The organism is Streptomyces sp. NBC_01508 (genome assembly GCF_045040315.1).
In the GTDB taxonomy this organism is placed as follows: domain Bacteria; phylum Actinomycetota; class Actinomycetes; order Streptomycetales; family Streptomycetaceae; genus Streptomyces.
In genome coordinates, this window is record NZ_CP109419.1 from 6,686,807 (window position 1) to 6,709,506 (window position 22,700).

Sequence of the window (22,700 nt, forward strand, 5' to 3'; positions counted from 1 at the left end):
GTGTCCGCCACTGTCGTGTGCGGTGGTGTCGTGTGCGGTGGTGTCCACCGCCGGGGCGCCGCTCAACGCAGGTTCTCCCGGAGGTCCCAGAGGCGGCGCCACATCTCGGCGCCGTCCTCGGCGCGGCGCCGTACCGGACCGTCCCAGTAGCCCAACAGCCGCCCGTGGTCGGCCTGGTCGTCCTTGAGGACCACGCCGAGCAGATGACCGGGCACCAGGTCGAGCAGGTCCCCGGCGGGCAGATAGGCCGCCGCCACCCCGAGCGAGGCGGCGACCTGCACGGCCTCGGCGGTGGACATCACCGTGCCCGGCCGCTCCACGTCCCAGCCCTCGGCCGAGCGACCGTTGCGCAGATCGCGGAAGACCGTCACCAGCACGTCCAGTACGGCGTCGTCCACCGCGTACGCCGTGCCCGCGCGCTCAACGGTCGCCGTGGCCTGGCCCCGTACGAGCGCGGTCTCCGCGTCCGCGTCGGCGATGGGATGGATCGTCTCGAAGTTGAAGCGCCGCTTGAGCGCGGCCGACATCTCCGAGACGCCCCGGTCCCGGAGGTTGGCCGTCGCGATCACGCTGAAGCCGGGGACGGCCGCGGCCTGCGCGTCATCCGTGCCCGCGAGTTCGGGCACACTCAGCCGCCGGTCGGACAGGATCGACACGAGCGCGTCCTGCACCTCCGGCAGACAGCGGGTGATCTCCTCGATCCGGGCGACCCGGCCGGTCCGCATGGCCGTGAGCACCGGTGAGGCGACCAGCGCCTGCGGTGTGGGGCCCTGGGCGAGCAGCAGCGCGTAGTTCCAGCCGTAGCGGAAGGCGTCCTCGGTGGTGCCGGCGGTGCCCTGCACGGTGAGGGCGCTGGTGCCGCTGACGGCGGCGCTCAGCAGCTCGGAGAGCATCGACTTCGCGGTGCCCGGCTCGCCGACGAGCAGCAGACCGCGGTCGCCGACGAGGGTGACCACGCACCGTTCCACCAGGGCGCGTTCGCCGATGAACTTGGGGGTGATGGCCAGCCGGGCGGGCAGCCCGGCGTGGGTCCCCGCCAGCCGCAGGGCTTCGCCGCCGCTGCCGCAGATGAAGGTCACCACCGCGCGTGGGGTCAGCGCCCAGTTGGGCGGGCGGGGGCCGTCGTCGTACGCGGCGAGAAAGGCGAGTTCGGTGGCGTACCGCTCCTCGGCCGGCAGCGACTGCCGGGGCGCGGGGGCGGTCTCCCCGCTGTCTGTCGGGGTGTCTGTCAGGGTCGTCATGCTCTGTAGTCCTTGCTCGGTGCCGGGGCGCGGCGCGCGGCACGGCACCGCGTTCCGCGTGGGGTTCGGTTTCGGTGGGGTGAAGCTGGTGCGGGGCCGGTCGGTCGGCGTGGGCGGGGTGACCGGCACCCCGCCCACGCCGTACCTAGGGTCAACCCCGGCCGCCCCGACGGGTCTTGAGCTCGTCGAAGCGAGGAGCGTCGCCTTCCTTGATCCGCTGCCAGGCCCGGCGGTAGAGGTCGGCCACCGGCTCCGTGGGTGCGATCACGTCCAGCGGTGCGCTACCCGAGCTGATGAGGGCGAACAGCGGCAGCTTCCACCGCTCCAGCGCAAGCGCCGCCGAATTCATGGCCGTCCAGGGGCCCGGCAGGAAGAGTGAGCGCCTGGCTCCGGTGCGGGTGGCTTTGACGACCAGGTCGGTGGCGGCCAGTTCGTCGCGTGCCGCTTCGATACGGGCGGCTCCGCCGCGCCGCCGCTTCCAGCCCGTCCACTTGGCGATGTTGGTGTCGGTCGGATCGGGCATCGCCAGCAGCATCAGGTAGAGCACGGAGGCGTCCTCACCGATGCCGTGCTCCTTGGCGACCTCCACGACCAGGTCGGGGACGGAGCGGGAGGGGTCCTGCGGGTACCAGGTGCCGTCCTTGTCCCGCTCGCCGGCCACCGGGTCGCCCGGGTCGCCGAGGAGCGCCGCGAAGCGCGGATCGTGGGCCACGCGCAGGCACACCTCGACGGGATACAGCATCTGGGCGTCGAGATGCTTGGCGTAGCCGTCGCCGATGCCTCGCAGGACCGGCAGATAGGGGTCGTCGCCGGCCTCGTCCAGCAGCGCCGGGCGGATGGCGGGATACGGCCGATTGTCGTACGTGCCCATGAGCACCGCGCCGTAGCGTTCCCAGCCGTCGCCGGTCTCGGTGGGGGCGCCGGCCGCCGCGCGGAACTCGGGCAGGCTCACATACCCGCCCAGGCGGAGCATCAGCTCCGGGTTGGCCAGCCGTTCCCGGACGGCGCCGAGCGGGCCCGGCAGCAGGTCCCGGACCGGGTGGCCGGCCGGGAGCTGGTGGGCCAGCCACGCGGCGGTCGCGGTCAGCGACTTCAGCGTGTCCGTGTCGAACACGGGGGTGTCGGTGTCGACGGGAGCGACGCTGTCTCGGTGGACCCGCCAGGCGGCGTCGGTCGTCAGCCGCGGTTCGCCGGCCGGGTCGAGGAGCGCCCGCAGGGTCTGTTCCGGTGTCCAGTCGGACCGCACGGCCCGGACCGCTTTCGCCACGAGCGGCAGCAGCTCTTCGGGGACGGGGGTCCGCCGTCCCAGTGCGCCGTTCCAGACCTCGGCGGCCGTGGCCACATCGGGTCCCACCGTCCACAGCCGGGCGGGCTCCGCGGGCAGCAGCGCCGCCACCACGGCCCGCCGCAGGCCCACGTCCACACGGCGCAGTTCGTCCCTGGCCACAGCGGCGTTCGGGGTCTTCAGCCCGAGCGTGTTCCGCACGTCCGCGGGCAGGAAGTCCTGCACGTACGTCCTCACCCGGGGCAGACCGGCCACGACCAGCGCGGCCATGGACGCTGTCACCCCGGTCAGCCGGGCGAACTCCTCGGCGGCGGCGGGGAACCACGGCGCGGGCCCGCGCTCCGCCAGCTCCGCGCGGAAGGCCCCGAACCAGTCACCCTCCCGCCCACGCCCGGCGCCGATCTCCCGAGGCGCGGACTTCACGCCGTACGGCGCGGGAACCTCGAAACGACCCGCCGGATCGTGGAACAGCGCGGTGAACTCCCGACGGGACCCCTCCCAGTACCCCGCGCGGATGAAGGCGAGGAAAGCGCCGCCGGCCAGCGGAAGCACCCCCGACCAGTTGCCCGCCCGCGTCGTGCCGTCCGGGTTCTGGAGCTCGCTCTCGTCGAGGAGGAGCAGGCAGACACGCCAGCGGTCGGTGCCCTCGGCCGTGGTGAGGCCGAGCGTGTTCAACTCCACCAGCAGCTCATTCAGCGCCGCGCGGTGCTCCTGCTCCGTGGTCACCGCGGCGGCCCGATAGGCCACCACGGCCGCGGAGCCGAGGAGCTTTTCCCAGTCGGTCCTGTCCCCAGGCAGCGGCGGCCCGTCGAGGTGGACACGCACAGCTTCCTCGGGCTCGATGGAGCTCCCCAACAGCTCACCCAGCGCGCTGAGTTGACCGAAAGCGCTACGCGTGCCGCCGCTGTGGTACGACGACAGCGAGCAGCCGTCCGCGAGTCCGTCGAGAGCCTCTTCGAGCAGTCCGTTCGATGGGCCGACAGCCTCCGCCTTCGGCCGCTCGACCACCGCCTTCTCCTCAAGGCGTACCACCATCGCGTCCAGCTCGGCCTGCTGCCCGGCGGCGAACCGCACCACCCCGGCGATGCCGGCCACCAGCGCGTCATGGCTGACCGAGGGCAGCAACTCGCTCACCAGGGACGGAAGTACGTCCGGCTGCGGCTCCGTCCCCGTTCCCGCCCGCTCTTTCGCCTTCTCGGCCTGCGCGACCGCGGCCGACAGCAGCGCCGCCGCCGTGTCCCGGTCGATGTCGCGCAGCGCCTCGGAGCCCCGGGGGTCCCTGGCCCTGAGACAGTGCCAGTAGTTCTCCGGCGGCAGCAGCGTGGTGCCTGCCGCGAACTCCCCCGGCGCGCCGTTCACCTTGGCGTACGCCGTCACCACGCCCTCCGGGTCGACCAGCCTGATCTCGGAGTCCTGATAACCGACGCCTCGGGGCCGGTCGTCGCCGGGGAACAGCAGCGTGCGGGTCGGCCAACCGGAACGTCGGGGCAGCGTGATGGTGTGCCCGGCCAGGTCCTCGCAGCGGTGCGAGCCATCGGGCAGCCGCACCACCCGCCAGCCCAGCAGCCCGTCCACGGGATGCGCGCCCGGACCGGTCGCGGTCGACGGAGCGGGCAGCAGCACGCCTCCGGCGAAGGTGCTGCCCTCCGGCGCGTCGCGCGTCGCCTCGGCGAAGAAGGCGGGCCGACCGACAGCGTGGGCCTTCCCCGACTCGGGGTCCAGCTCACGCAGACGCGGGACTCCTTCGGCGTCCTCGGTCCCCTTCCAGTACCGCGTCCCGTCCGAGTGCACCGTCGCCTCGACGGCGGGCAGCGCCGTGTCCCCGGCGTACAGCACACCGCCGCCTGTGAACCGCCCGCCGCCCGGCCTGGGCAGGGTGAACGCCCCCAGACTTCTGTTGAGCCGGTCGGCCTGGATGCCATGGACATGGTCGGCGCCCGCGAGAGGCCCCGCGCGGTCGGCGGCCGTGTGCCAGTAGCCGTGCATCTGGCCGCCGTCGGACCCCGACCGCCAGTGGACGAGCAACTGCCCGTCGACGTAGTGGAATCCAGGGTGGTGCCAATAGCCGAGATCCCCGTCGGGGATGCGCAAGTCGTGTGTCAGTACGGCGCCTTCGGCGTCGAGGACCCGCGCCTGCGAGGCGCCCGCCACGATCAGATGGGGCCAGGCGTCGGCGAGGACGATCCCGCCCCGGTCCTTGTCCTTCGGAGCCAGTGCCGCGATCGCCTCCTCCCAGGCGGGCCAGCCCAGTTCGTCGAAGATCCCCGCGCGCAGCGTCCGGACCAGCAGAGGCGTCAGATCGGTGGCGGCGGCGGCCCGTACCTCCTCCTCGGCGAGGGCCAGCGCCACACCGGGAATCCGGCGCAGCAGGCGCAGACCGTCGGGCAGGCAGGGCAGCGCGTCGACGGAGAACGCCCGCGCGGTCGTCCTCATCCACTCCGTGAGCATCAGGCGCCCACCGGGGGAGTCGGCCAGCAGCCGGTAGGGCTCGATCTCGCCGCCGAGATGGTCCGCCCCCGCCCCGAACGCGGGCCGGAAGCGCTCGTCCGCCGCCAGCGCGAGCAGATCGCGGCGGTCCGCGTCGGGCTCGGCCCACGTGTCCAGACGCAGCCGGGACGGCCAGCGCTCACTCTTGGGATCCGCGACCGGCACGTCCAGGGACAGCAGCAGGTCGAGCAGGTCCACGTCGTCGTACGGGACGGGTACAGCAGACACCGCTTCGTCGGACTCGGCATCAACTGCGGCCAGTTCCACGCGCAGTTGTCCGGCCATCCGCTCCACGAGTGAGAGCAGCGCCGGCATCCGGCAGGCCGTCCGGTACGAGTCGCGGTACTTCGCGAATCGCAGATACCAGCCGACCGTACCGTCCTCGGGCCGCCGCTCGGCCGGCAGCGTGGCGTCGCAGAGCCCCGCGGTGGCCCCGCACTCCTCAAGCAACTCCAGCCAGAACTCGGCGCATTCGTCGTCCGCGGGCAGCAGATTCAGCAGAGTCCCGCAGGCCGAGGGCTCCCGCCGGGCCAGCGCGACAAGCGCGGAGTGCTGCGCCTTCCACCAGCCGGGCGTCGCACGCCGGGTGGCCGGGAGGGCGAGCAGCTCGGTCAGATACACGCCCTCCGCCACCGACACGTCCGCCCCGGTGGCCTTCGCCAGCCTGCGCAGATCGGTGGACATCTGGATCGACGGCTCGAACCCGGCGGCCGTACGGCGGACACACACCTCACGGAACCGGCGGTACGCCTCGTCGGCGGGCACCCGGGCCGCGAGCCCCTTCGCGTGCCCGGACAGCGCCTTCACCGGCAGCGCCCCGGCCAGCGCGAACTCCAGGAACACCGCGTGCAGCCGCTCCTCGTCGACCGCCAGCCCGTGCAGCCCCTCGGCGTCGCGGGCCCGCAGGAACATCTGCGCCGCGAACCCCGGATTCTCCACCTCCAGGAAGACCCGACCGGCCCGCTCGAAGAAGGTCGGCAGGAAGTGCGGTACGGAGTCGGCCAGCCGGGCCGCGATCTGCTGGTACGAGGCCAGCGCCACCTTCGGTTTGGTCTTCGCCTGCCGGGCGACCTTCTCCAGCTCCGGCATGAGGCCGAGTGCCTGACGGCCGTCCTCCGGGTGGTGCACCAGCACCCACTCCGGGAAGCCCAGCGACTGCCGCAGCGCCAGCCCGACCTCGGCCGGCTCGCCGTCCGGCTCCAGACCGAGAAAGCCGGCGGCCAGATCCTCCGCCGCTCCCAGCTCCCCGGCCACCAGCCGCACCACCACCCGGTCGTCGAGCCCCGGATGCCGGTAGGCGCGGGTGGTCAGCGCGACCGCCCGCTCGCCGGCGTCGCCCGTACCGGGCGGCAGCACCGCTCCGGCCCGCAGCAACTGCTCGGCCGTGGCCCGCACTCCTGTCCCCGCCCGCGCCCCGGCCTCCGCCGTCCCCGCCTGTGCCGCTGTCTGCGCCCGCACCGCTGCCCCCGTGTCACTCACGCGTTCTCCCCCTCACTGACCGTGCGGCCGGCGTACAGCGCCGCGGCCATGCGCATCCCCTCGGACCAGGCGACCGGTCCGACCTCCCGCAGTCGCAGCGAGCGTCCGTCGAGCACGCTCCAGGACAGGTCGCCGGTCTCGGACTCCCCGTCCCAGTACGGCTCCCCGATCCAAACCGACGCCTCGGTGAGCGTCGCGGTCTCCCGTATCCGGCAGGTGGCGTAGCCGCCCGTCACCCGGTAGCCGAGTGAGGTCGCCCGCGCCGCCAGACCGAACCGCGAGTCGTACGTGCCGCCCGCGAAGTCCGACACCGAGGACGCCTTTTCGGCGAGGTCCGCCGGCTTGTGCCAGGTGGCCCGGTGGATCTGCTCCACCCCCTGACGCAGGCCCAACTCGGCGGCGAACTCCCGCAGATCGTCCAGATCGGGCAGCAGAACCGGGTGCGGCAGCGTCACCGTCGTCGGTGACAGCCGTACGGTCTCGCCGTCCGGATCGACCAGCCGCAGCTCACCCGAGTCGGTGGCGCCCCTCAGGAAACCCACCTCGTCCGGGCTCTCGCCCATGACGACCATGTCGCGCAGCCCCGCCTGCCACGCCTCGTCGGGCCACACCCGGGCGAGCAGCCCGGTGGGAACGGGCAGGGACGACACCATCCAGTTGTCCACCCGCTCCACGCACTCCGTCGCGTGCCGGTCCAGCCATTCGGCGAGCTTGCGCAGCCGGTCCACCTCGGGGTGTGTCTTCACTCCTTTGGGCAGCGTCTTCAACTGCCGCCCCGCCGCTCGCCCCGATGTGGACCTCGCGGCCACCCGGCCTTCCACCAAAGCGACTTCGTAACCGTCGCCCGCCGACAGCCAGCCCATTGAGCACGCACCTCTCCCCGTTCACGCAGCATGAATCCCGCAGGGGAATCGACCCCGCACTGCGGTAGGGGAGGAACGCTACCGGGGGGCACTGACAGTCCGTCGGGTCAGGGTGTGTGGGGTGGGGGTGGGACGCACGGCGGCCCGGTTCGTGTGGACGAACCGGGCCGTTGCGGCAGTGACGTGGGGCGCCTGCGGCGGGCCTGTTCCCCTCCCCGCCCCTTCCCGGCAGTATCGATATGCGGCTCCGCCGCGTGGGGCTCAGCCCCGGACCCCGTACGGCCTGCGGCCGTGCCCTCACACGCCGGGCGGGCTGCTTTTCGGGGCTCCGCCCCGGACCCCGCGCCTCAAACGCCGGCGAGGCTGAAGTTGCCCGGACCCCGCGCCTGGAACGCCGGCGATGCTGAAGACGCCCGGCACGGCGAGGACTTCACGTTCAGGCCGAAGCCCTCGCGTACAGCGCCCGCGGCAGCTTCGACGCCGCCGGCTCGTCCAGCAGCCACAGTGTCCGCGCCCGCCCGTACGCGCCCGCCGCCGGTGCCTGGATCTCGCCGGCACCGCTGAGTGCGATCTCCGCGGCCTCCGCCTTGTCCTCGCCCGCCGCCAGCAGCCACACCTCGTGCGCCGCCCGGATCGCCGGCAGCGTCAGCGAGATCCGCAGCGGCGGCGGCTTCGGCGCGCCGTGCACAGCGACCACCGTGCGCTCGGTCTCCCGGACGCCCGGCAGCTCGGGGAAGAGCGAGGCGACGTGCGTGTCCGGCCCCACGCCGAGCATCAGCACGTCGAAGGACGGGACCCGCGCGTGGTCCTCCGGCCGTGCCGCCGCGGCCAGTTCGGTCGCGTACGCGGCTGCCGCCGCCTCGATGTCGGAGCCGTACGCGCCGTCCGGCGCCGGCATCGGGTGCACCCGCGCGGGGTCCACCGGCACCGAGTCGAGCAGCGCGGCCCTGGCCTGTGTGTCGTTGCGCTCCGGGTCGCCACCGGGCAGGAACCGCTCGTCGCCCCACCAGAGGTCGAGCCGGGTCCAGTCCACCGCGTCCCGGGCGGGCGCCTCGGACAGCGCGGCCAGCAGGCCGTTGCCGTTGCGCCCGCCGGTCAGGACGATCGACGCGGAGCCACGCGCGGCCTGGGCGTCCACGATCTTCGTGATCAGCCGGGCCGCCGCGGCCTGTGCCATCAGCTCCTTGTCACGGTGCACGACGAGTTGCGGAACACTCACTTCGACGCCGCCTTCTTGGCTGCGGCGGCCGAGGTGCGCGCGGGAGCCGCCTTCTTCGCCGCCGGGGCCGGAGCGCTGTCGCCGGACGTCTCGGGCGGTACCGGCTCCAGCCGGTCCACGCCGAACCGCAGTGTCGCCGCGTACGTGTCGTCCGGGTCCAGCCTGCGCAGCTCCTCGGCGATCAGCTCCGAGGTCTCCCGCCGGTTGAGCGCCACCGCCCGGTCCGGCTGGCCGTCGATGGCCAGCGTCGCCAGCGAGCCGTCCGTACGGCGCAGTTCGATCGGCCCGCAGTCGGTCTCCATCCGGACGGACGTGAGGCCGGGTCCCGCCGAGACCGAGCGGGTGACCGGGACGTGCAGGCGCTCGGCGAGCCACATGCCGAGCAGCTCGCAGCTCGCGTTCAGCTCCTCGCCCTCCACCCGGACCGAGGTGACCTTGCAGTCGACCTGGTCCAGCGCGGCGGCCAGCATCGAGCGCCACGGGGTGATCCGGCTCCACGCGAGGTCCGTGTCGCCGGGCGTGTAGACGGCGGCGCGGGCCTTCAGCTCCTCGATCGGGTTCTCGGCGGCGTAGGTGTCCGTCACCCGGCGCTGGGCCAGCGTGCCCAGCGGGTCCTTCGCGGGGTTGTCCGGCGCGTTGGCCGCCCACCAGACCACGACGGGCGCGTCGGGCAGCAGCAGCGGCAGGACGACCGACTGGGCGTGGTCGATGACCTCGCCGTACAGCCGCAGGACGACCGTCTCGCCGGTGCCGGCCTCCACACCCACCCGCACCTCGGCGTCGAGCCGCGCCTTGGCCCGGTCGCGTGCCGAGCGGGAGACCCGCTTGACGACGACCAGCTTGCGCGACGGGTGCTCGCGGGACGCCTCGTTGGCGGCCTTGAGCGCGTCGTACGCGTTCTCCTCGTCGGTCACCAGGACCAGGGTGAGGACCATGCCGACGGCCGGGGTGCCGATCGCCCGGCGCCCCTCGACGAGCGCCTTGTTGATCTTGCTGGACGTGGTGTCCGTAAGGTCGATCTTCATGGCCGACGCCAGCTCCGTCCGTGTCGTGCGAGCATTTCGTCCGCCTCGACCGGACCCCAGGTCCCGGACTCGTACTGCGCGGGCTTGCCGTGCTTGTCCCAGTACTGCTCGATCGGGTCGAGGATCTTCCAGGACAGCTCGACCTCCTCCGTACGGGGGAAGAGGTTGGAGTCGCCGAGCAGCACGTCGAGCAGCAGCCGCTCGTACGCCTCGGGGCTGGACTCCGTGAAGGACTCGCCGTAGGCGAAGTCCATCGAGACGTCCCGCACCTCCATCGCCGTGCCCGGCACCTTCGAACCGAACCGCATGGTCACGCCCTCGTCCGGCTGGACCCGGATGACCAGGGCGTTCTGCCCCAGCTCCTCGGTGGCCGTGTGGTCGAAGGGTGAGTGCGGGGCGCGCTGGAAGACGACCGCGATCTCGGTGACCCGGCGGCCGAGCCGCTTGCCGGTACGCAGATAGAACGGGACGCCCGCCCAGCGGCGGTTGTCGATCTCCACCTTCACCGCGGCGTAGGTGTCGGTCTTCGACTTGGGGTCGATACCGTCTTCCTGGAGATACCCGACGGCCTTCTCGCCGCCCTGCCAGCCCGCCGCGTACTGCCCGCGCACGGTGTCCTTGCCCAGCTCGCGCGGCAGCCGTACGGCACCGAGCACCTTGGTCTTCTCGGCGGCCAGCGCGTCCGCGTCGAAGGAGGCGGGCTCCTCCATGGCGGTCAGCGCGAGGAGCTGGAGCAGGTGGTTCTGGATGACGTCACGCGCGGCGCCGATGCCGTCGTAGTAGCCGGCCCGGCCGCCGATGCCGATGTCCTCGGCCATGGTGATCTGGACATGGTCGACGTACGACCGGTTCCAGATCGGCTCGAAGAGGGTGTTCGCGAAGCGCAGCGCCAGAATGTTCTGGACGGTCTCCTTGCCCAGGTAGTGGTCGATCCGGAAGACCTCGTTGGACGGGAAGACCTCGTGCACGACCTTGTTGAGCTCCTGGGCGGAGGTCAGGTCGTGGCCGAACGGCTTCTCGATGACGGCGCGCCGCCAGGAGCCCTCCTTCTGGTCGGCCAGCCCGTGCTTCTTCAGCTGCTTGACGACCTTGGGGAAGAACTTCGGCGGTACGGACAGGTAGAAGGCGAAGTTGCCGCCCGTGCCCTGCTCCTTGTCGAGATCCTCGATCGTGGCCTTCAGGTTCTCGAAGGCCTGGTCGTCGTCGAAGTCGCCCTGGACGAAGCGCATCCCCTGGATGAGCTGCTGCCAGACCTCCTCCCGGAACGGCGTACGGGCGTGCGCCTTGACGGCGTCGTGGACCTCCTGCGCGAAATCCTCGTCCTGCCACTCGCGCCGGGCGTACCCGACGAGCGAGAAGCCCGGCGGCAGCAGGCCGCGGTTGGCGAGGTCATACACGGCCGGCATCAACTTCTTACGGGACAAATCGCCCGTGACGCCAAAGATGACCAGGCCCGACGGCCCCGCGATACGCGGGAGCCGTCGGTCCGCGGCGTCACGAAGCGGATTCGCTCCGTGGGTTGCGGTCAAGGGTTCAGTCCTCCGAAGGGGCGAGGCGCTTCAGTTCCGCCTCGGTCGACTTGAGCAGGTCGGTCCAGGCCTTCTCGAACTTCTCGACGCCCTCGTCCTCCAGCACCTGGACGACGTCGTCGTAGGAGATGCCCAGCTTCTCGATGGCTTCGAGAGCGGCGCGCGCCTGGTCGTACGTACCCTTCACGGTGTCACCGGTGACCGCTCCGTGCTCGGCGACCGCCTCCAGCGTGGCCTCGGGCATCGTGTTCACCGTGTGCGGGGCGACCAGGTCGTCCACATACATCGTGTCCCGGTACGCGGGGTCCTTGACGCCCGTCGAGGCCCACAGCGGACGCTGCTTGTTGGCCTGGACACGGTCCAGGGCCGCCCAGCGGTCGGCGCCGAAGACTTCTTCGTACGCCTCGTAGGCCAGCCGGGCGTTCGCGACGGCGGCCTTGCCGCGTGCGGCCTTCGCCTCGTCCGTGCCCAGCGCGTCGAGCCGCGCGTCGATCTCGGTGTCCACGCGGGACACGAAGAAGGACGCCACCGAGTAGATCTTCGAAAGGTCGAGGCCCGCGGCCTTCGCCTTCTCCAGACCCGACTGATAGGCGTCCATGACCTCGCGGTAGCGCGCCAGCGAGAAGATCAGCGTCACATTGACACTGATGCCCCGGGCGATCGTCTCGGTGATCGCGGGGAGCCCCGCCCTGGTGGCCGGGATCTTGATGAACGTGTTCGGGCGGTCCACCAGCCAGGCCAGCTGCTTGGCCTCGGCGACGGTCGCCGCCGTCTTGTGCGCCAGCCGGGGGTCCACCTCGATGGAGACTCGGCCGTCCTGGCCCTGCGTCTCGTCGAAGACCGGCCGCAGGACGTCCGCGGCGTCACGGACGTCCGCCGTCGTGATCATGCGGACGGCTTCCTCGACGGTCACCCCACGCGTCGCGAGATCGGTGAGCTGTGCCTCGTAACCGTCACCTCCGGAGATCGCCTTCTGGAAGATCGAGGGATTGGTCGTCACGCCCACGACGTGCTGCTGGTCCATCAGTTCGGCGAGGTTGCCGGATGTGATGCGCTTGCGCGACAGGTCGTCGAGCCAGATCGCGACGCCTTCGTCGGAGAGGCGCTTGAGTGCGTCTGTCATGAGAGTTGCATCTCCTACTTGTCGTATACCTGCGTCAGCGCGCCACGGCGGCGAGAGATTCCCGAGCCGCGGACGCGACCGCGTCCGCGGTGAAACCGAACTCCTCGAAGAGGACCTTGCCGTCGGCCGAAGCGCCGAAGTGCTCCAGCGAGACGATGCGGCCGGCCTCGCCCACGAAACGGTGCCAGGTGAGCCCGATACCGGCCTCGACCGCCACCCGCGCCTTCACGGAGGGCGGCAGGACACTGTCCCGGTACGCCTGGTCCTGCTCCTCGAACCACTCGACCGACGGCATCGACACCACACGCGTCGCGATGCCCTCGGCCTGCAGCCGCTCGCGCGCCTCGACGGCCAGCTGCACCTCGGAGCCCGTACCGATCAGCACCACCTGGGGCTCGCCGCCCTCGGCCTCGAACAGGACGTAACCACCCTTGGCCGCACCCTCGTTGGCCTCGTACGTCGGCACACCCTGACGGGTGAGCGCCAGGCCGTGCGGGGCGCCCTTGGCGTGCCGCTTGAGGATCTCGCGCCAGGCGATCGCCGTCTCGTTGGCGTCGGCGGGACGCACGATGTTGAGACCCGGGATGGCCCGCAGTACGGCCAGGTGCTCGACGGGCTGGTGCGTCGGACCGTCCTCGCCGAGACCGACCGAGTCGTGCGTCCAGACGTATGTGACGGGCACCCGCATCAGCGCCGCGAGCCGCACGGCCGGGCGCATGTAGTCGGAGAACACCAGGAAAGTGCCGCCGTAGATACGGGTGTTGCCGTGCAGCGCGATGCCGTTCATCGTCGAACCCATGGCGTGCTCACGGATGCCGTAGTGCACCGTGCGGCCGTACGGGTCGGCCTCCGGCAGCGGATTGTCCGCCGGGAGGAACGACGACGTCTTGTCGATCGTGGTGTTGTTGGATCCCGCGAGGTCGGCGGAGCCGCCCCACAGCTCGGGAATGACCGCGCCGAGCGCCTGGAGCACCTTGCCGGACGCGGCACGGGTCGCGACACCCTTGCCGGTCTCGAAGACCGGCAGCTTCTGCTCCCAGCCCTGGGGCAGCTCGCCCGCGCGGACACGGTCGAACGTCGCGGCGCGCTCCGGGTTGGCCGTACGCCACGCGGCGAAGACCTTCTCCCACTCGGCGCGCGTCTCACGGCCCCGGTCGAGCGCCTCACGCGTGTGCGCCAGCACCTCGTCGGCGACCTCGAAGGTCTGCTCGGGGTCGAAGCCCAGCACCCGCTTGGTCGCGGCCACCTCCTCGTCACCCAGCGCCGAGCCGTGCGCGGCCTCGGTGTTCTGCGCGTGCGGGGCGGGCCAGGCGATGATCGAGCGGGCGGCGATGAACGAGGGGCGCTCGGTCTCGTCCTGCGCGGCCTTCAGGGCGCGCGCCAGACCCGCCGGGTCGAGGTCGCCGTTGGCCAGCTGCTCGACGCGTTGCACGTGCCAGCCGTACGCCTCGTAGCGCTTGAGGGTGTCCTCGGAGACGGCCGTCTCGGTGTCGCCCTCGATGGAGATGTGGTTGTCGTCCCAGAGCAGGACGAGATTGCCGAGCTTCTGGTGGCCGGCCAGTGACGACGCCTCGCCGGAGACACCCTCCTGGAGGCAGCCGTCACCCGCGATCACCCAGATGGTGTGGTCGAAGGGAGAGGTGCCCGGGGCCGCGTCCGGGTCGTAGAGACCACGCTCGTAGCGGGAGGCCATCGCCATGCCCACACCGTTGGCGACACCCTGGCCGAGCGGCCCGGTGGTGGTCTCGACGCCGACCGTGTGGCCGTACTCCGGGTGGCCCGGGGTCTTCGACCCCCAGGTGCGGAACGCCTTCAGGTCGTCCAGCTCCAGGCCGTAACCCGCGAGGTACAGCTGGATGTAGAGCGTCAGCGACGAGTGGCCCGCGGAGAGTACGAACCGGTCGCGTCCGGTCCACTGCGCGTCGGCCGGGTCGTGCCGCATCAGCTTCTGGAAGAGCACGTAGGCCGCGGGGGCCAGGCTCATCGCCGTACCGGGATGGCCGTTGCCGACCTTCTGTACGGCATCCATGGCCAGGACGCGGACGGTGTCGACCGCCTTGCGGTCCAGGTCGGTCCACTCTTCGAGGTCTGTGGTGGTCGGCTTGGTGCTCACCCTGAGTCAGGGCTCCTCTCCAGCATGTCGAATCCCGGTGTCTGAGGGCGCACCGGTTCGCTGCCGAGCCTACCCTCGTGGCGCCGCGCGACCATTCCCGTCCAAATAGCGAAGAAGAGACACCGGCGCCCGTGCGGTTGCCCGTCAAGTCGTCTGTGAAGCCGTCCGTGAAGTCCCTCGTGAAGTCCCTCGTGAAGTCCCTCGTGAAGTCCTCCGTAAAGAAGAGACGTCGTCGGGGTGCCGGGCGGATGTCGAGTACGTCTCCGGAGGCCCCCGACCAGGTGTCAACACGAGCCCACCCCCGCGAAGAACGGCATCTGGGCAACGTCTAGAGTGGCGTGGTACGCGCAAGCCTTTACCGGGCCTTCACGCCCGGAGCTTGCTGGGATTTCTCTGTCTGGGGTGTGCGTGACGGCCGTCGAGTCCCGACCCGCAGGGGTCGTCCTGACTCCGAGCCCGGGGGGCCATCGGCCGTTCGGAGCCCGCGTCAAAGCGTTCGTGGCACTGACGAAACCACGGATCATCGAGCTGCTGCTCATCACCACCGTCCCGGTGATGTTCCTCGCCGAGCAGGGCGTACCGGACTTGTGGCTGGTGCTCGTCACCTGTCTCGGCGGTTATCTGTCCGCCGGCGGCGCCAACGCGCTGAACATGTACATCGACCGCGACATCGACGCATTGATGGACCGTACGTCGCAGCGCCCGCTGATCACCGGAATGGTGTCGCCCCGCGAAGGGCTCGTCTTCGGGCTCTCCCTGGCCGTGATCTCGACGCTCTGGTTCGGCCTGCTGGTCAACTGGCTGTCGGCGGCGCTCGCCCTGGGCGCGCTCCTGTTCTACGTCGTCGTCTACACGATGATCCTCAAGCGGCGCACCTCCCAGAACATCGTCTGGGGCGGCATCGCCGGCTGCATGCCGGTCTTCATCGGCTGGTCGGCCGTCACCAACTCGCTGTCCTGGGCCGCCGTCATCCTCTTCCTCGTCATGTTCTTCTGGACGCCGCCGCACTACTGGCCGCTGTCGATGAAGGTGCGCGAGGACTACGCGCGGGTGGGCGTGCCCATGCTCCCCGTCGTCGCGTCGAACCAGACCGTGGCCCGCCAGATCGTGCTCTACAGCTGGGTGATGGTGGCGGTGTCGCTGCTGCTGACGCCGCTCGGCTACACCGGCTGGTTCTACACGTCGGTGGCGCTGGTGGCCGGCGGCTGGTGGCTCTGGGAGGCGCACGGCCTCCAGTCGCGCGCCAAGTCCGGTGCGACGGGCGGCAAGCTCAAGGAGATGCGGCTGTTCCACTGGTCGATCACCTATGTGTCGCTGCTCTTCGTGGCCGTCGCGGTGGACCCCTTCCTTCGCTAGACCCCTTCGCCAGAGCGGCTACCCGTCGGTAGCATGTCGGCCATGGCAGAGACCGAGGTTGACGAGCAGACCGGCGACGGCGCGCGTACGAGCCGGCAGGCCGTACGCGACGAACGGCGCGCGGCCCGACTGGCCAAGCAGATCGGTGAGTTCGCACGGCGGCACGGTGGCGCGGCCGAGGGCCAACTCGCTTATCTGGGCCAGGCGGGCACCCGCATCGTGCTCGTGGCGCGGGACGGCGACTGGGGCGATCTGGTCGCGCCCTCGCACGACGTGGCGCTGAAGGCCGTCGAGAAGGCCGGGATCACGGTGCACGAGTCCTTCGACGGCGAGTTCGCGGCGAAGGTCCGCACCGGCCCGTACGAGTGGACGCGCATGGCCGGCATCCAGCTCGGCGGCCCCACCGACGGTTAGATCCTGTCCGGTGGCCGGTTCGTCCTCGCGGGCGATCGCCGGACGGGCCGCGTGTCGTGTCCCCGATCGCCGGACGGGCTCGATGTGCGGGGCGGCCAACACTCCCGCGCGCCTTGCCCGTTAGGACTGTAGGGATACGGTCCACGACGGGAAGCCCCATGATCGAGACAACGACTCTGGTGGACCAGAACTGCCACGGCGTCCTCCGTACGGAGCTGGGCCTCGGCACCTTCGAGGCCCAGCTCGGCGGGACCGGGGGGCCGCCCGCCGCGGGTACCACCTTCTTCGACACCCAGACCGGATTCGCCGTACGGCGCTGGTGCCCGCCGCTCCTCGGACTTCAGCCGCACACCTCACCCGCCGGCTATCTCGCCCGGCGCCGGGAGCTCGGCGTCCTGGAGGCCGGGCGGCGGCTGCTGCGGGGCACCGGCATCACCACCTATCTGGTCGACACCGGGCTGCCCGGCGATCTGACCGGCCCCGAGGAGCTCGCGGCGGCCGGCGCCGCCGAGGCCCACGAGATCGTACGGCTCGAACTGCTCGCCCAGCAGGTGGCCGACACCTCGGGCACCGTCGGCGCGCTGCTCGCCAATCTCGCCCACGCCGTGCACACGGCGGCCGACTCGGCCGTCGCCTTCGTGTCCGTCGCCGCCCTGCGCCACGGCTCCGCCCCGGCGTCCGAACCGCCCGGTCCCGGCGAGGTACGCGCCGCCGCCGGACACTGGCTCGCCCGCCGACGGGCGGGCGGCACGCTCACCGACCCCGTACTGCTGCGGCATCTGCTGTGGACCGCCGTCGCGACCGGGCTGCCGCTCCAACTGCACGCGGGCGGCGGCGAGGGGTGCCGGGCCGGCTGTTCAGGCGGCGGCGCCGCGGGGATCGCGGGCTTCGCGGCGGCCACGGCCGGGCTCGGCACCGACCTCGTGCTGCTGCACGGTCTGCCGTACCACCGGCACGCCGCCCGCCTCGCCGGGGCGTTCCCGCACGTCTACGTGGATCTGGGCCCGGCCCTCGCGCACACCGGGGCGGCGGACGTCCTGGCCCAGGTGCTGGAACTGGCGCCGTTCGGGAAGCTGCTCTACTCCAGCGGCGCCCGCGGGCTGCCCGAACTGCATGTGGTGGGAGCCAAGGTCTTCGGGCAGTCGCTGGCGCGGGTGCTCGGCGGCTGGGTGACGGACGGTTCGTGGGCGCTCGCCGACGCGCGGCGCGTCGCGGAGCTGATCGCCTCGGGCAACGCCCGCCGGGTCTACGGCCTGGACGAGTCCTGACGGTCCGTCAGGGCGCCGGGCGGCTCAGGCCGTGGACAGCGCCGGGTCGGCCGGGTCCGCCTGCGCGGGGATCGCCGGGTCCGCCACCGGCCGCCCACGCAGGCTCAGCGCGAGCCGCAGCACCGCGATCCAGGTCAGCGCGGAGCCGAGCATATGGACGCCGACCAGCAACTCGGGGACGTCCGTGAAGAACTGGACGTAACCGATACCGCCCTGCGCGAGCAGGACGATCAGCAGGTCACGCGCCCGTGCGCGGGTGTCGTCCGGGGCGTCCACCACGCGCAGCACCAGCCACATCGCGATCGCCAGCGCGCAGACCACCCACGCCGCCGCCGCGTGCACGTGCGCCGCGTCGATCCAGTCCCACGGCATGCGCGGCACCTCGCTGCTGTCGCCCGCGTGCTTGCCCGAGCCCGTCACGGTTGTCCCCAGGGTGACCAGGAGGGCCGTCGTGACGACCAGCGCCCAGGACAGCTTCCGTACGGGGCGCGGGACGCGCGGCCGGGGCGTCGAGTCGCCCTCGCGGGTGCGCTGCCAGACGATCACGGTCAGGGTGAGCAGGACATTGGCGAGCAGGAAGTGGACGGCCACCGTCCAGGGGTTGAGCTGCATGTGGACCGTGATGCCGCCCATGACGGCGTTCACCACCACCAGCCAGAACATGCTCCACGAGAGCCGCGTGAGGCCGCGCCGCCGGGGCTTGACCGACCGGGCCGCGACGATCGCCCAGCCGACGGCGGCCGACAGGACGTACGTCAGCATGCGGTTGCCGAACTCGATCGCGCCGTGCAGCCCCTGCTCGGGCGTCGCGAACAGGCTGTCGTCCGTGCACTTCGGCCAGGTGTCGCAGCCGAGCCCGGAGCCCGTGAGCCGGACGGCTCCGCCGGTGACGATGATGACGACGGTCATCACGACGGCGGAGAGCGCGGCGCGCCGGAGGATACGGGGGGAGGGCGTCCAGCGCTGGGCGATGTAGTCGAGGGGGTTCCACACGGCAACCATGGTAGGCGGGCGTTTGTGAACGCGGTCACGAGGGGTCCCCGCGCCCCGGCCGCCCTACTCCCAGCGGAAGAAACGGGCCGCTGCCCCGAGCCCGAGCACCGCCCAGACGGCCAGCACCCCGAGGTCGTCCCAGGGCATGCCCGCACCGTGCTGGAGCACGTCCCGCAGCCCCTCGGAGAGGGCCGCGATCGGCAGCAGCCCCAGCAGCGTCTGCGCCACGTCCGGGAACTTCTCCAGCGGTACGATCACGCCGCCGCCCACCAGCAGCAGCACGAACACCAGATTCGCCGCGGCCAGCGTCGCCTCGGCCCTGAGGGTGCCCGCCATCAGCAGCCCGAGTCCGGAGAACGCCGCCGTACCGAGGACGAGCAGCAGGAGCACGGCGAAGGGGTTGCCGTCCGGCGACCAGCCGAGCGCGAACGCGATGACCGTCAGCAGCGCGATCTGGAGCACTTCGGTGACCAGGACGGAGAGCGTCTTGGCGGTCATCAGCGCCCAGCGCGGCAGCGGCGAGGCGCCGAGCCGCTTGAGCACCCCGTAGCGCCGCTCGAACCCCGTCGCGATGGCCTGCCCGGTGAAGGCCGTCGACATCACGGCCAGCGCGAGGACACCGGGAGTCAGGAAGTCGACCGACGCGCCCGAGCCGGTGTCGATGATGTCGACCGTCGAGAACAGCACCAGCAGCAGACTCGGGATGATCACGGTCAGCAGCAACTGCTCGCCGTTGCGCAGCAGCATCTTCGTCTCGAAGGCCGTCTGCGCGGCGATCATCCGCGACAGCGGCGCCGCGCCCGGGGCGGGCGTGTATCTGCCGACGCCCGTGCCCTCGCCCGTGCCGGCACCAATCCCCGTACCCGTACCCGTACCCGTGTCCGCATCCGTGTCCGTACCGGCGCTCATGGCCGCAGCTCCTTGCCGGTCAGTTCGAGGAAGACGTCCTCCAGCGTGTGCCGCTCGACGGAGATCCGGTCCGGCATCACCCCGTGCTGCGCGCACCACGACGTCACCGTCGCGAGCAGCTGCGGGTCGATCGTGCCGCCGATCCGGTAGGTGCCGGGCGTCGGCTCGGCGGCGGCCGACCCGTCGGGCAGCGCCTTGAGCAGCGAGCCGAGGTCGAGCCCCGGGCGGCCGGCGAAGCGCAGGGTGTTCTCGGCGCCGCCCCGGCACAGCTCCTCGGTGGTGCCGTGCGCCACGACCCGGCCGGCGTCGACGATCGCGACGTCGTCGGCCAGCTCCTCGGCCTCGTCCATGAAGTGCGTGGTGAGTACGGTGGTCACCCCGTCGGCGCGCAGCTCGCGCACCAGGTCCCAGGTGGACCGGCGGGCCTGCGGGTCGAGCCCGGCGGTCGGCTCGTCCAGGAACACCAGCTCGGGCCGGCCGACGACCGCCATGGCGAGCGAGAGCCGCTGCTGCTGGCCGCCGGAGAGCCGCCGGTAGGCCGTACGGCCGCAGCCGCCGAGCCCGAGGCGTTCGATCAGTTCGGCCACGTCCAGCGGGTTCGCGTGCAGGGTGGCCATGTGGCGCAGCATCTCCTGCGCGCGGGCGCCGGAGTACACGCCGCCGGACTGGAGCATCACGCCGAGCCGGGGGCGCAGCCGCGCCGCGTCGGCCACGGGATCGAGTCCGAGGACCCGTACCGTTCCCTCGTCCGGCCTGCGATAGCCCTCGCAGGTCTCGATCGTGGTGGTCTTGCCGGCTCCGTTGGGGCCGAGGACCGCGGACACCGTGCCCGCCCGGAACGCCAGATCCAGGCCGTTCACCGCGGTCTTGGCCCCGTACCGCTTGACCAGGCCCCGGACCTGGACCACCGGCTCTCCGACGACGCTGCGCATGCCGTGAGTCTAGGCCCTGTCCGGGCGGCGGCCGGGGGAGGCCCGGGTCGGTCCGGGGGCCGGGTCCGGGGGCGGGTGAACTCCCGTCGGTGACTCCGCCCACACTCTTCTTAGGTGACCCTAAGTGACGCAGCGCACCACTTGTCGTACCGGAGGGCTGTTGTCACTCCCGGAGGAATTACGCAACAATGGCGTTGTGAAATACGTTGGCGAGGCTCCGCAGGAGGAACTCGCGACCGGTGAGCGCTCGACGCGCAACCGGGTCGCGCGCTCCATCCTGGACCACGGCCCGTCCACCGTCTCCGACCTCGCCGGGCGTCTGAAGCTCACCCAGGCGGCCGTCCGCCGCCATCTCGACGCGCTCGTCGCCGACGCCGTCGTGGAGCCGCGCGAGCAGCGAGTCTACGGCTCACGCGGCCGTGGCAGGCCCGCCAAGGTGTTCGCCCTGACCGACTGCGGCAGGGACGCCTTCGATCAGTCGTACGACAAGCTCGCCGCCGACGCCATCGACTGGATCGCCCGCGGCGCGGGCGGCGGTGCGCGCGGCGACGCGGCCGTCACCGCCTTCGCCCGCGACCGGATCGCCACCCAGGCGGGGGCGTATCGGGAGGCCGTCGACGCCGCCGGACCCGAGAAGCGCACCGAGGCGCTCGCCAGGGCGCTGAGCGCGGACGGGTACGCTGCTACGGCTCGCAGCGCCCCGAACCAGCAGGGCGAGCAGCTCTGCCAGCACCACTGCCCGGTGGCCCACGTGGCCGAGAAGTATCCGCAGTTGTGCGAGGCGGAGACGGAGTTCTTCTCCGAGCTGCTGGGTACCCATGTGCAGCGGCTGGCGACCATCGCCCACGGCGACGGGGTGTGCACGACGTTCATCCCCCACAGCGCCGGGCACGGCGCGCCACCGGATCCGGCACGGACCGGCGGCACCCCACAGACCGATCCACCGAAGATCAGCCAGCAGACCGATCATCACGCATCCGAAAGCACGGCCGGGAGGAACCCCGCATGACGCTCCCCACGGAGACCGCCCATCCTGAGCTCGACGGCCTGGGCAAGTACGAATACGGCTGGGCCGACTCCGACACGGCAGGCGCTACCGCGAAGCGCGGTCTCTCCGAAGAGGTCGTCCGCGACATCTCGGCGAAGAAGAACGAGCCGGAGTGGATGCTCAAGCTCCGTCTCAAGGGACTGAAGCTGTTCGGCAAGAAGCCGATGCCGAGCTGGGGTTCCGACCTGTCGGGCATCGACTTCGACAACATCAAGTATTTCGTCCGGTCGACGGAGAAGCAGGCGGAGTCCTGGGAGGACCTGCCCGAGGACATCAAGAACACGTACGACAGGCTCGGCATCCCCGAGGCGGAGAAGCAGCGCCTCGTCGCCGGTGTCGCGGCCCAGTACGAGTCCGAGGTCGTCTACCACCAGATCCGCGAGGATCTGGAGGAGCAGGGCGTCATCTTCAAGGACACGGACACCGCTCTGAGGGAGAACCCGGAGCTGTTCCAGGAGTACTTCGGCACGGTCATCCCGGTCGGCGACAACAAGTTCGCCTCGCTGAACTCGGCCGTGTGGTCCGGCGGTTCGTTCATCTACGTGCCGAAGGGCGTGCACGTCGAGATCCCGCTCCAGGCCTACTTCCGTATCAACACGGAGAACATGGGCCAGTTCGAGCGGACGCTGATCATCGTGGACGAGGACGCCTACGTCCACTACGTCGAGGGCTGCACGGCGCCGATCTATTCATCGGACTCGCTGCACAGCGCCGTCGTCGAGATCATCGTCAAGAAGGGTGGCCGCTGCCGTTACACGACCATCCAGAACTGGTCGAACAACGTCTACAACCTCGTCACCAAGCGTGCCGTGGCCTACGAGGGCGCGACCATGGAATGGGTCGACGGCAACATCGGCTCCAAGGTCACCATGAAGTACCCGGCCGTCTACCTGATGGGCGAGCACGCCAAGGGCGAGACCCTGTCCATCGCCTTCGCGGGCGAGGGCCAGCACCAGGACGCCGGCGCCAAGATGGTCCACATGGCTCCGAACACCTCGTCCAACATCGTCTCCAAGTCGGTGGCGCGCGGCGGCGGCCGTACCTCCTACCGAGGTCTCATCGAGATCGGTGAGGGCGCGCCCGGTTCGAAGTCCAACGTGCTCTGCGACGCGCTGCTGGTCGACACCATCTCGCGCTCCGACACCTATCCGTACGTGGACGTCCGCGAGGACGACGTGTCGATGGGGCACGAGGCGACGGTCTCCAAGGTCTCCGAGGACCAGCTCTTCTACCTGATGAGCCGCGGTATGACCGAGTTCGAGGCGATGGCGATGATCGTGCGCGGCTTCGTGGAGCCGATCGCCAAGGAACTGCCCATGGAGTACGCCCTGGAGCTCAACCGGCTCATCGAGCTCCAGATGGAGGGCTCCGTCGGCTGACGCTCCCCGAGCGCCAGTTGGCAGCAGCAGCGACCGA

General features: G+C 71.3%; 16 protein-coding genes. 5 read left to right on the plus strand and 11 right to left on the minus strand.

Going from position 1 to position 22,700, the window contains the following annotated elements:
• Positions 1-62: 62 nt before the first annotated feature.
• The 8 genes from OG700_RS30825 to tkt all read right to left on the minus strand — a co-directional run bounded on the left by OG700_RS30825 (position 63) and on the right by tkt (position 14,364).
• Positions 63-1,241: an AAA family ATPase gene (locus OG700_RS30825; RefSeq protein ID WP_405619273.1), complete on the minus strand. Its 1,179-nt coding sequence runs from the start codon at positions 1,239-1,241 to the stop codon at positions 63-65.
• 151 nt (positions 1,242-1,392) lie between these two features.
• Positions 1,393-6,492, minus strand: coding sequence for a DNA-binding protein (locus tag OG700_RS30830; RefSeq protein WP_405619275.1), 5,100 nt, complete (start codon positions 6,490-6,492; stop codon positions 1,393-1,395).
• Positions 6,489-7,355 (minus strand): DUF4132 domain-containing protein, encoded by an 867-nt coding sequence (locus OG700_RS30835; protein WP_405619277.1) that lies wholly within the window; start codon positions 7,353-7,355, stop codon positions 6,489-6,491. Before OG700_RS30835 ends, OG700_RS30830 begins: the two co-directional genes overlap by 4 nt.
• A gap of 436 nt (positions 7,356-7,791) precedes the next feature.
• Positions 7,792-8,574 carry a 6-phosphogluconolactonase gene (pgl, locus tag OG700_RS30840; protein ID WP_405619279.1) on the minus strand — a complete coding sequence of 261 codons (783 nt, stop codon included), beginning with the start codon at positions 8,572-8,574 and terminating at the stop codon, positions 7,792-7,794.
• Positions 8,571-9,599: a glucose-6-phosphate dehydrogenase assembly protein OpcA gene (gene opcA, locus OG700_RS30845; protein WP_405619281.1), complete on the minus strand. Its 1,029-nt coding sequence runs from the start codon at positions 9,597-9,599 to the stop codon at positions 8,571-8,573. The genes pgl and opcA overlap by 4 nt, the downstream gene beginning before the upstream one ends.
• The gene (zwf, locus tag OG700_RS30850; RefSeq protein WP_405619283.1) at positions 9,596-11,128 is read right to left on the minus strand and encodes a glucose-6-phosphate dehydrogenase; all 1,533 of its coding nucleotides are present in this window, start codon (positions 11,126-11,128) and stop codon (positions 9,596-9,598) included. The genes opcA and zwf overlap by 4 nt, the downstream gene beginning before the upstream one ends.
• 4 nt (positions 11,129-11,132) lie before the next feature.
• Complete coding sequence (tal, locus tag OG700_RS30855; protein ID WP_405619285.1) at positions 11,133-12,251, minus strand: transaldolase; 1,119 nt, start codon at positions 12,249-12,251, stop codon at positions 11,133-11,135.
• Positions 12,252-12,285: 34 nt separating this feature from the next.
• Positions 12,286-14,364, minus strand: coding sequence for a transketolase (gene tkt / locus OG700_RS30860; protein ID WP_405619287.1), 2,079 nt, complete (start codon positions 14,362-14,364; stop codon positions 12,286-12,288).
• 408 nt (positions 14,365-14,772) lie between these two features.
• On the opposite strand from tkt, the gene OG700_RS30865 reads away from it, so the two are divergent.
• The 3 genes from OG700_RS30865 to OG700_RS30875 all read left to right on the plus strand — a co-directional run bounded on the left by OG700_RS30865 (position 14,773) and on the right by OG700_RS30875 (position 17,402).
• The gene (locus tag OG700_RS30865) at positions 14,773-15,720 is read left to right on the plus strand and encodes a heme o synthase (protein WP_405619289.1); all 948 of its coding nucleotides are present in this window, start codon (positions 14,773-14,775) and stop codon (positions 15,718-15,720) included.
• A gap of 42 nt (positions 15,721-15,762) precedes the next feature.
• Positions 15,763-16,134 (plus strand): hypothetical protein, encoded by a 372-nt coding sequence (locus tag OG700_RS30870; RefSeq protein ID WP_405619291.1) that lies wholly within the window; start codon positions 15,763-15,765, stop codon positions 16,132-16,134.
• Positions 16,135-16,292: 158 nt separating this feature from the next.
• Positions 16,293-17,402: an amidohydrolase gene (locus OG700_RS30875; protein WP_405619293.1), complete on the plus strand. Its 1,110-nt coding sequence runs from the start codon at positions 16,293-16,295 to the stop codon at positions 17,400-17,402.
• 24 nt (positions 17,403-17,426) lie between these two features.
• Here OG700_RS30875 and OG700_RS30880 read toward each other — a convergent pair whose 3' ends face one another.
• The 3 genes from OG700_RS30880 to OG700_RS30890 form a co-directional block, all read right to left on the minus strand.
• Complete coding sequence (locus OG700_RS30880; protein ID WP_405619295.1) at positions 17,427-18,404, minus strand: COX15/CtaA family protein; 978 nt, start codon at positions 18,402-18,404, stop codon at positions 17,427-17,429.
• A gap of 54 nt (positions 18,405-18,458) precedes the next feature.
• The gene (locus OG700_RS30885) at positions 18,459-19,175 is read right to left on the minus strand and encodes an ABC transporter permease (RefSeq protein WP_405622099.1); all 717 of its coding nucleotides are present in this window, start codon (positions 19,173-19,175) and stop codon (positions 18,459-18,461) included.
• Positions 19,176-19,300: 125 nt separating this feature from the next.
• The gene (locus tag OG700_RS30890) at positions 19,301-20,236 is read right to left on the minus strand and encodes an ABC transporter ATP-binding protein (RefSeq protein WP_405619297.1); all 936 of its coding nucleotides are present in this window, start codon (positions 20,234-20,236) and stop codon (positions 19,301-19,303) included.
• Between the two features lie 196 nt (positions 20,237-20,432).
• Between OG700_RS30890 and OG700_RS30895 the strand changes: the two genes are divergently transcribed.
• Together OG700_RS30895 and sufB are read left to right on the plus strand one after the other, a co-directional pair.
• Entirely contained in the window at positions 20,433-21,245 is an 813-nt protein-coding gene (locus tag OG700_RS30895; protein ID WP_405619299.1) for a helix-turn-helix transcriptional regulator, read from the plus strand.
• The gene (sufB, locus tag OG700_RS30900) at positions 21,242-22,663 is read left to right on the plus strand and encodes a Fe-S cluster assembly protein SufB (RefSeq protein ID WP_405619301.1); all 1,422 of its coding nucleotides are present in this window, start codon (positions 21,242-21,244) and stop codon (positions 22,661-22,663) included. Before OG700_RS30895 ends, sufB begins: the two co-directional genes overlap by 4 nt.
• Positions 22,664-22,700 lie beyond the last annotated feature (37 nt).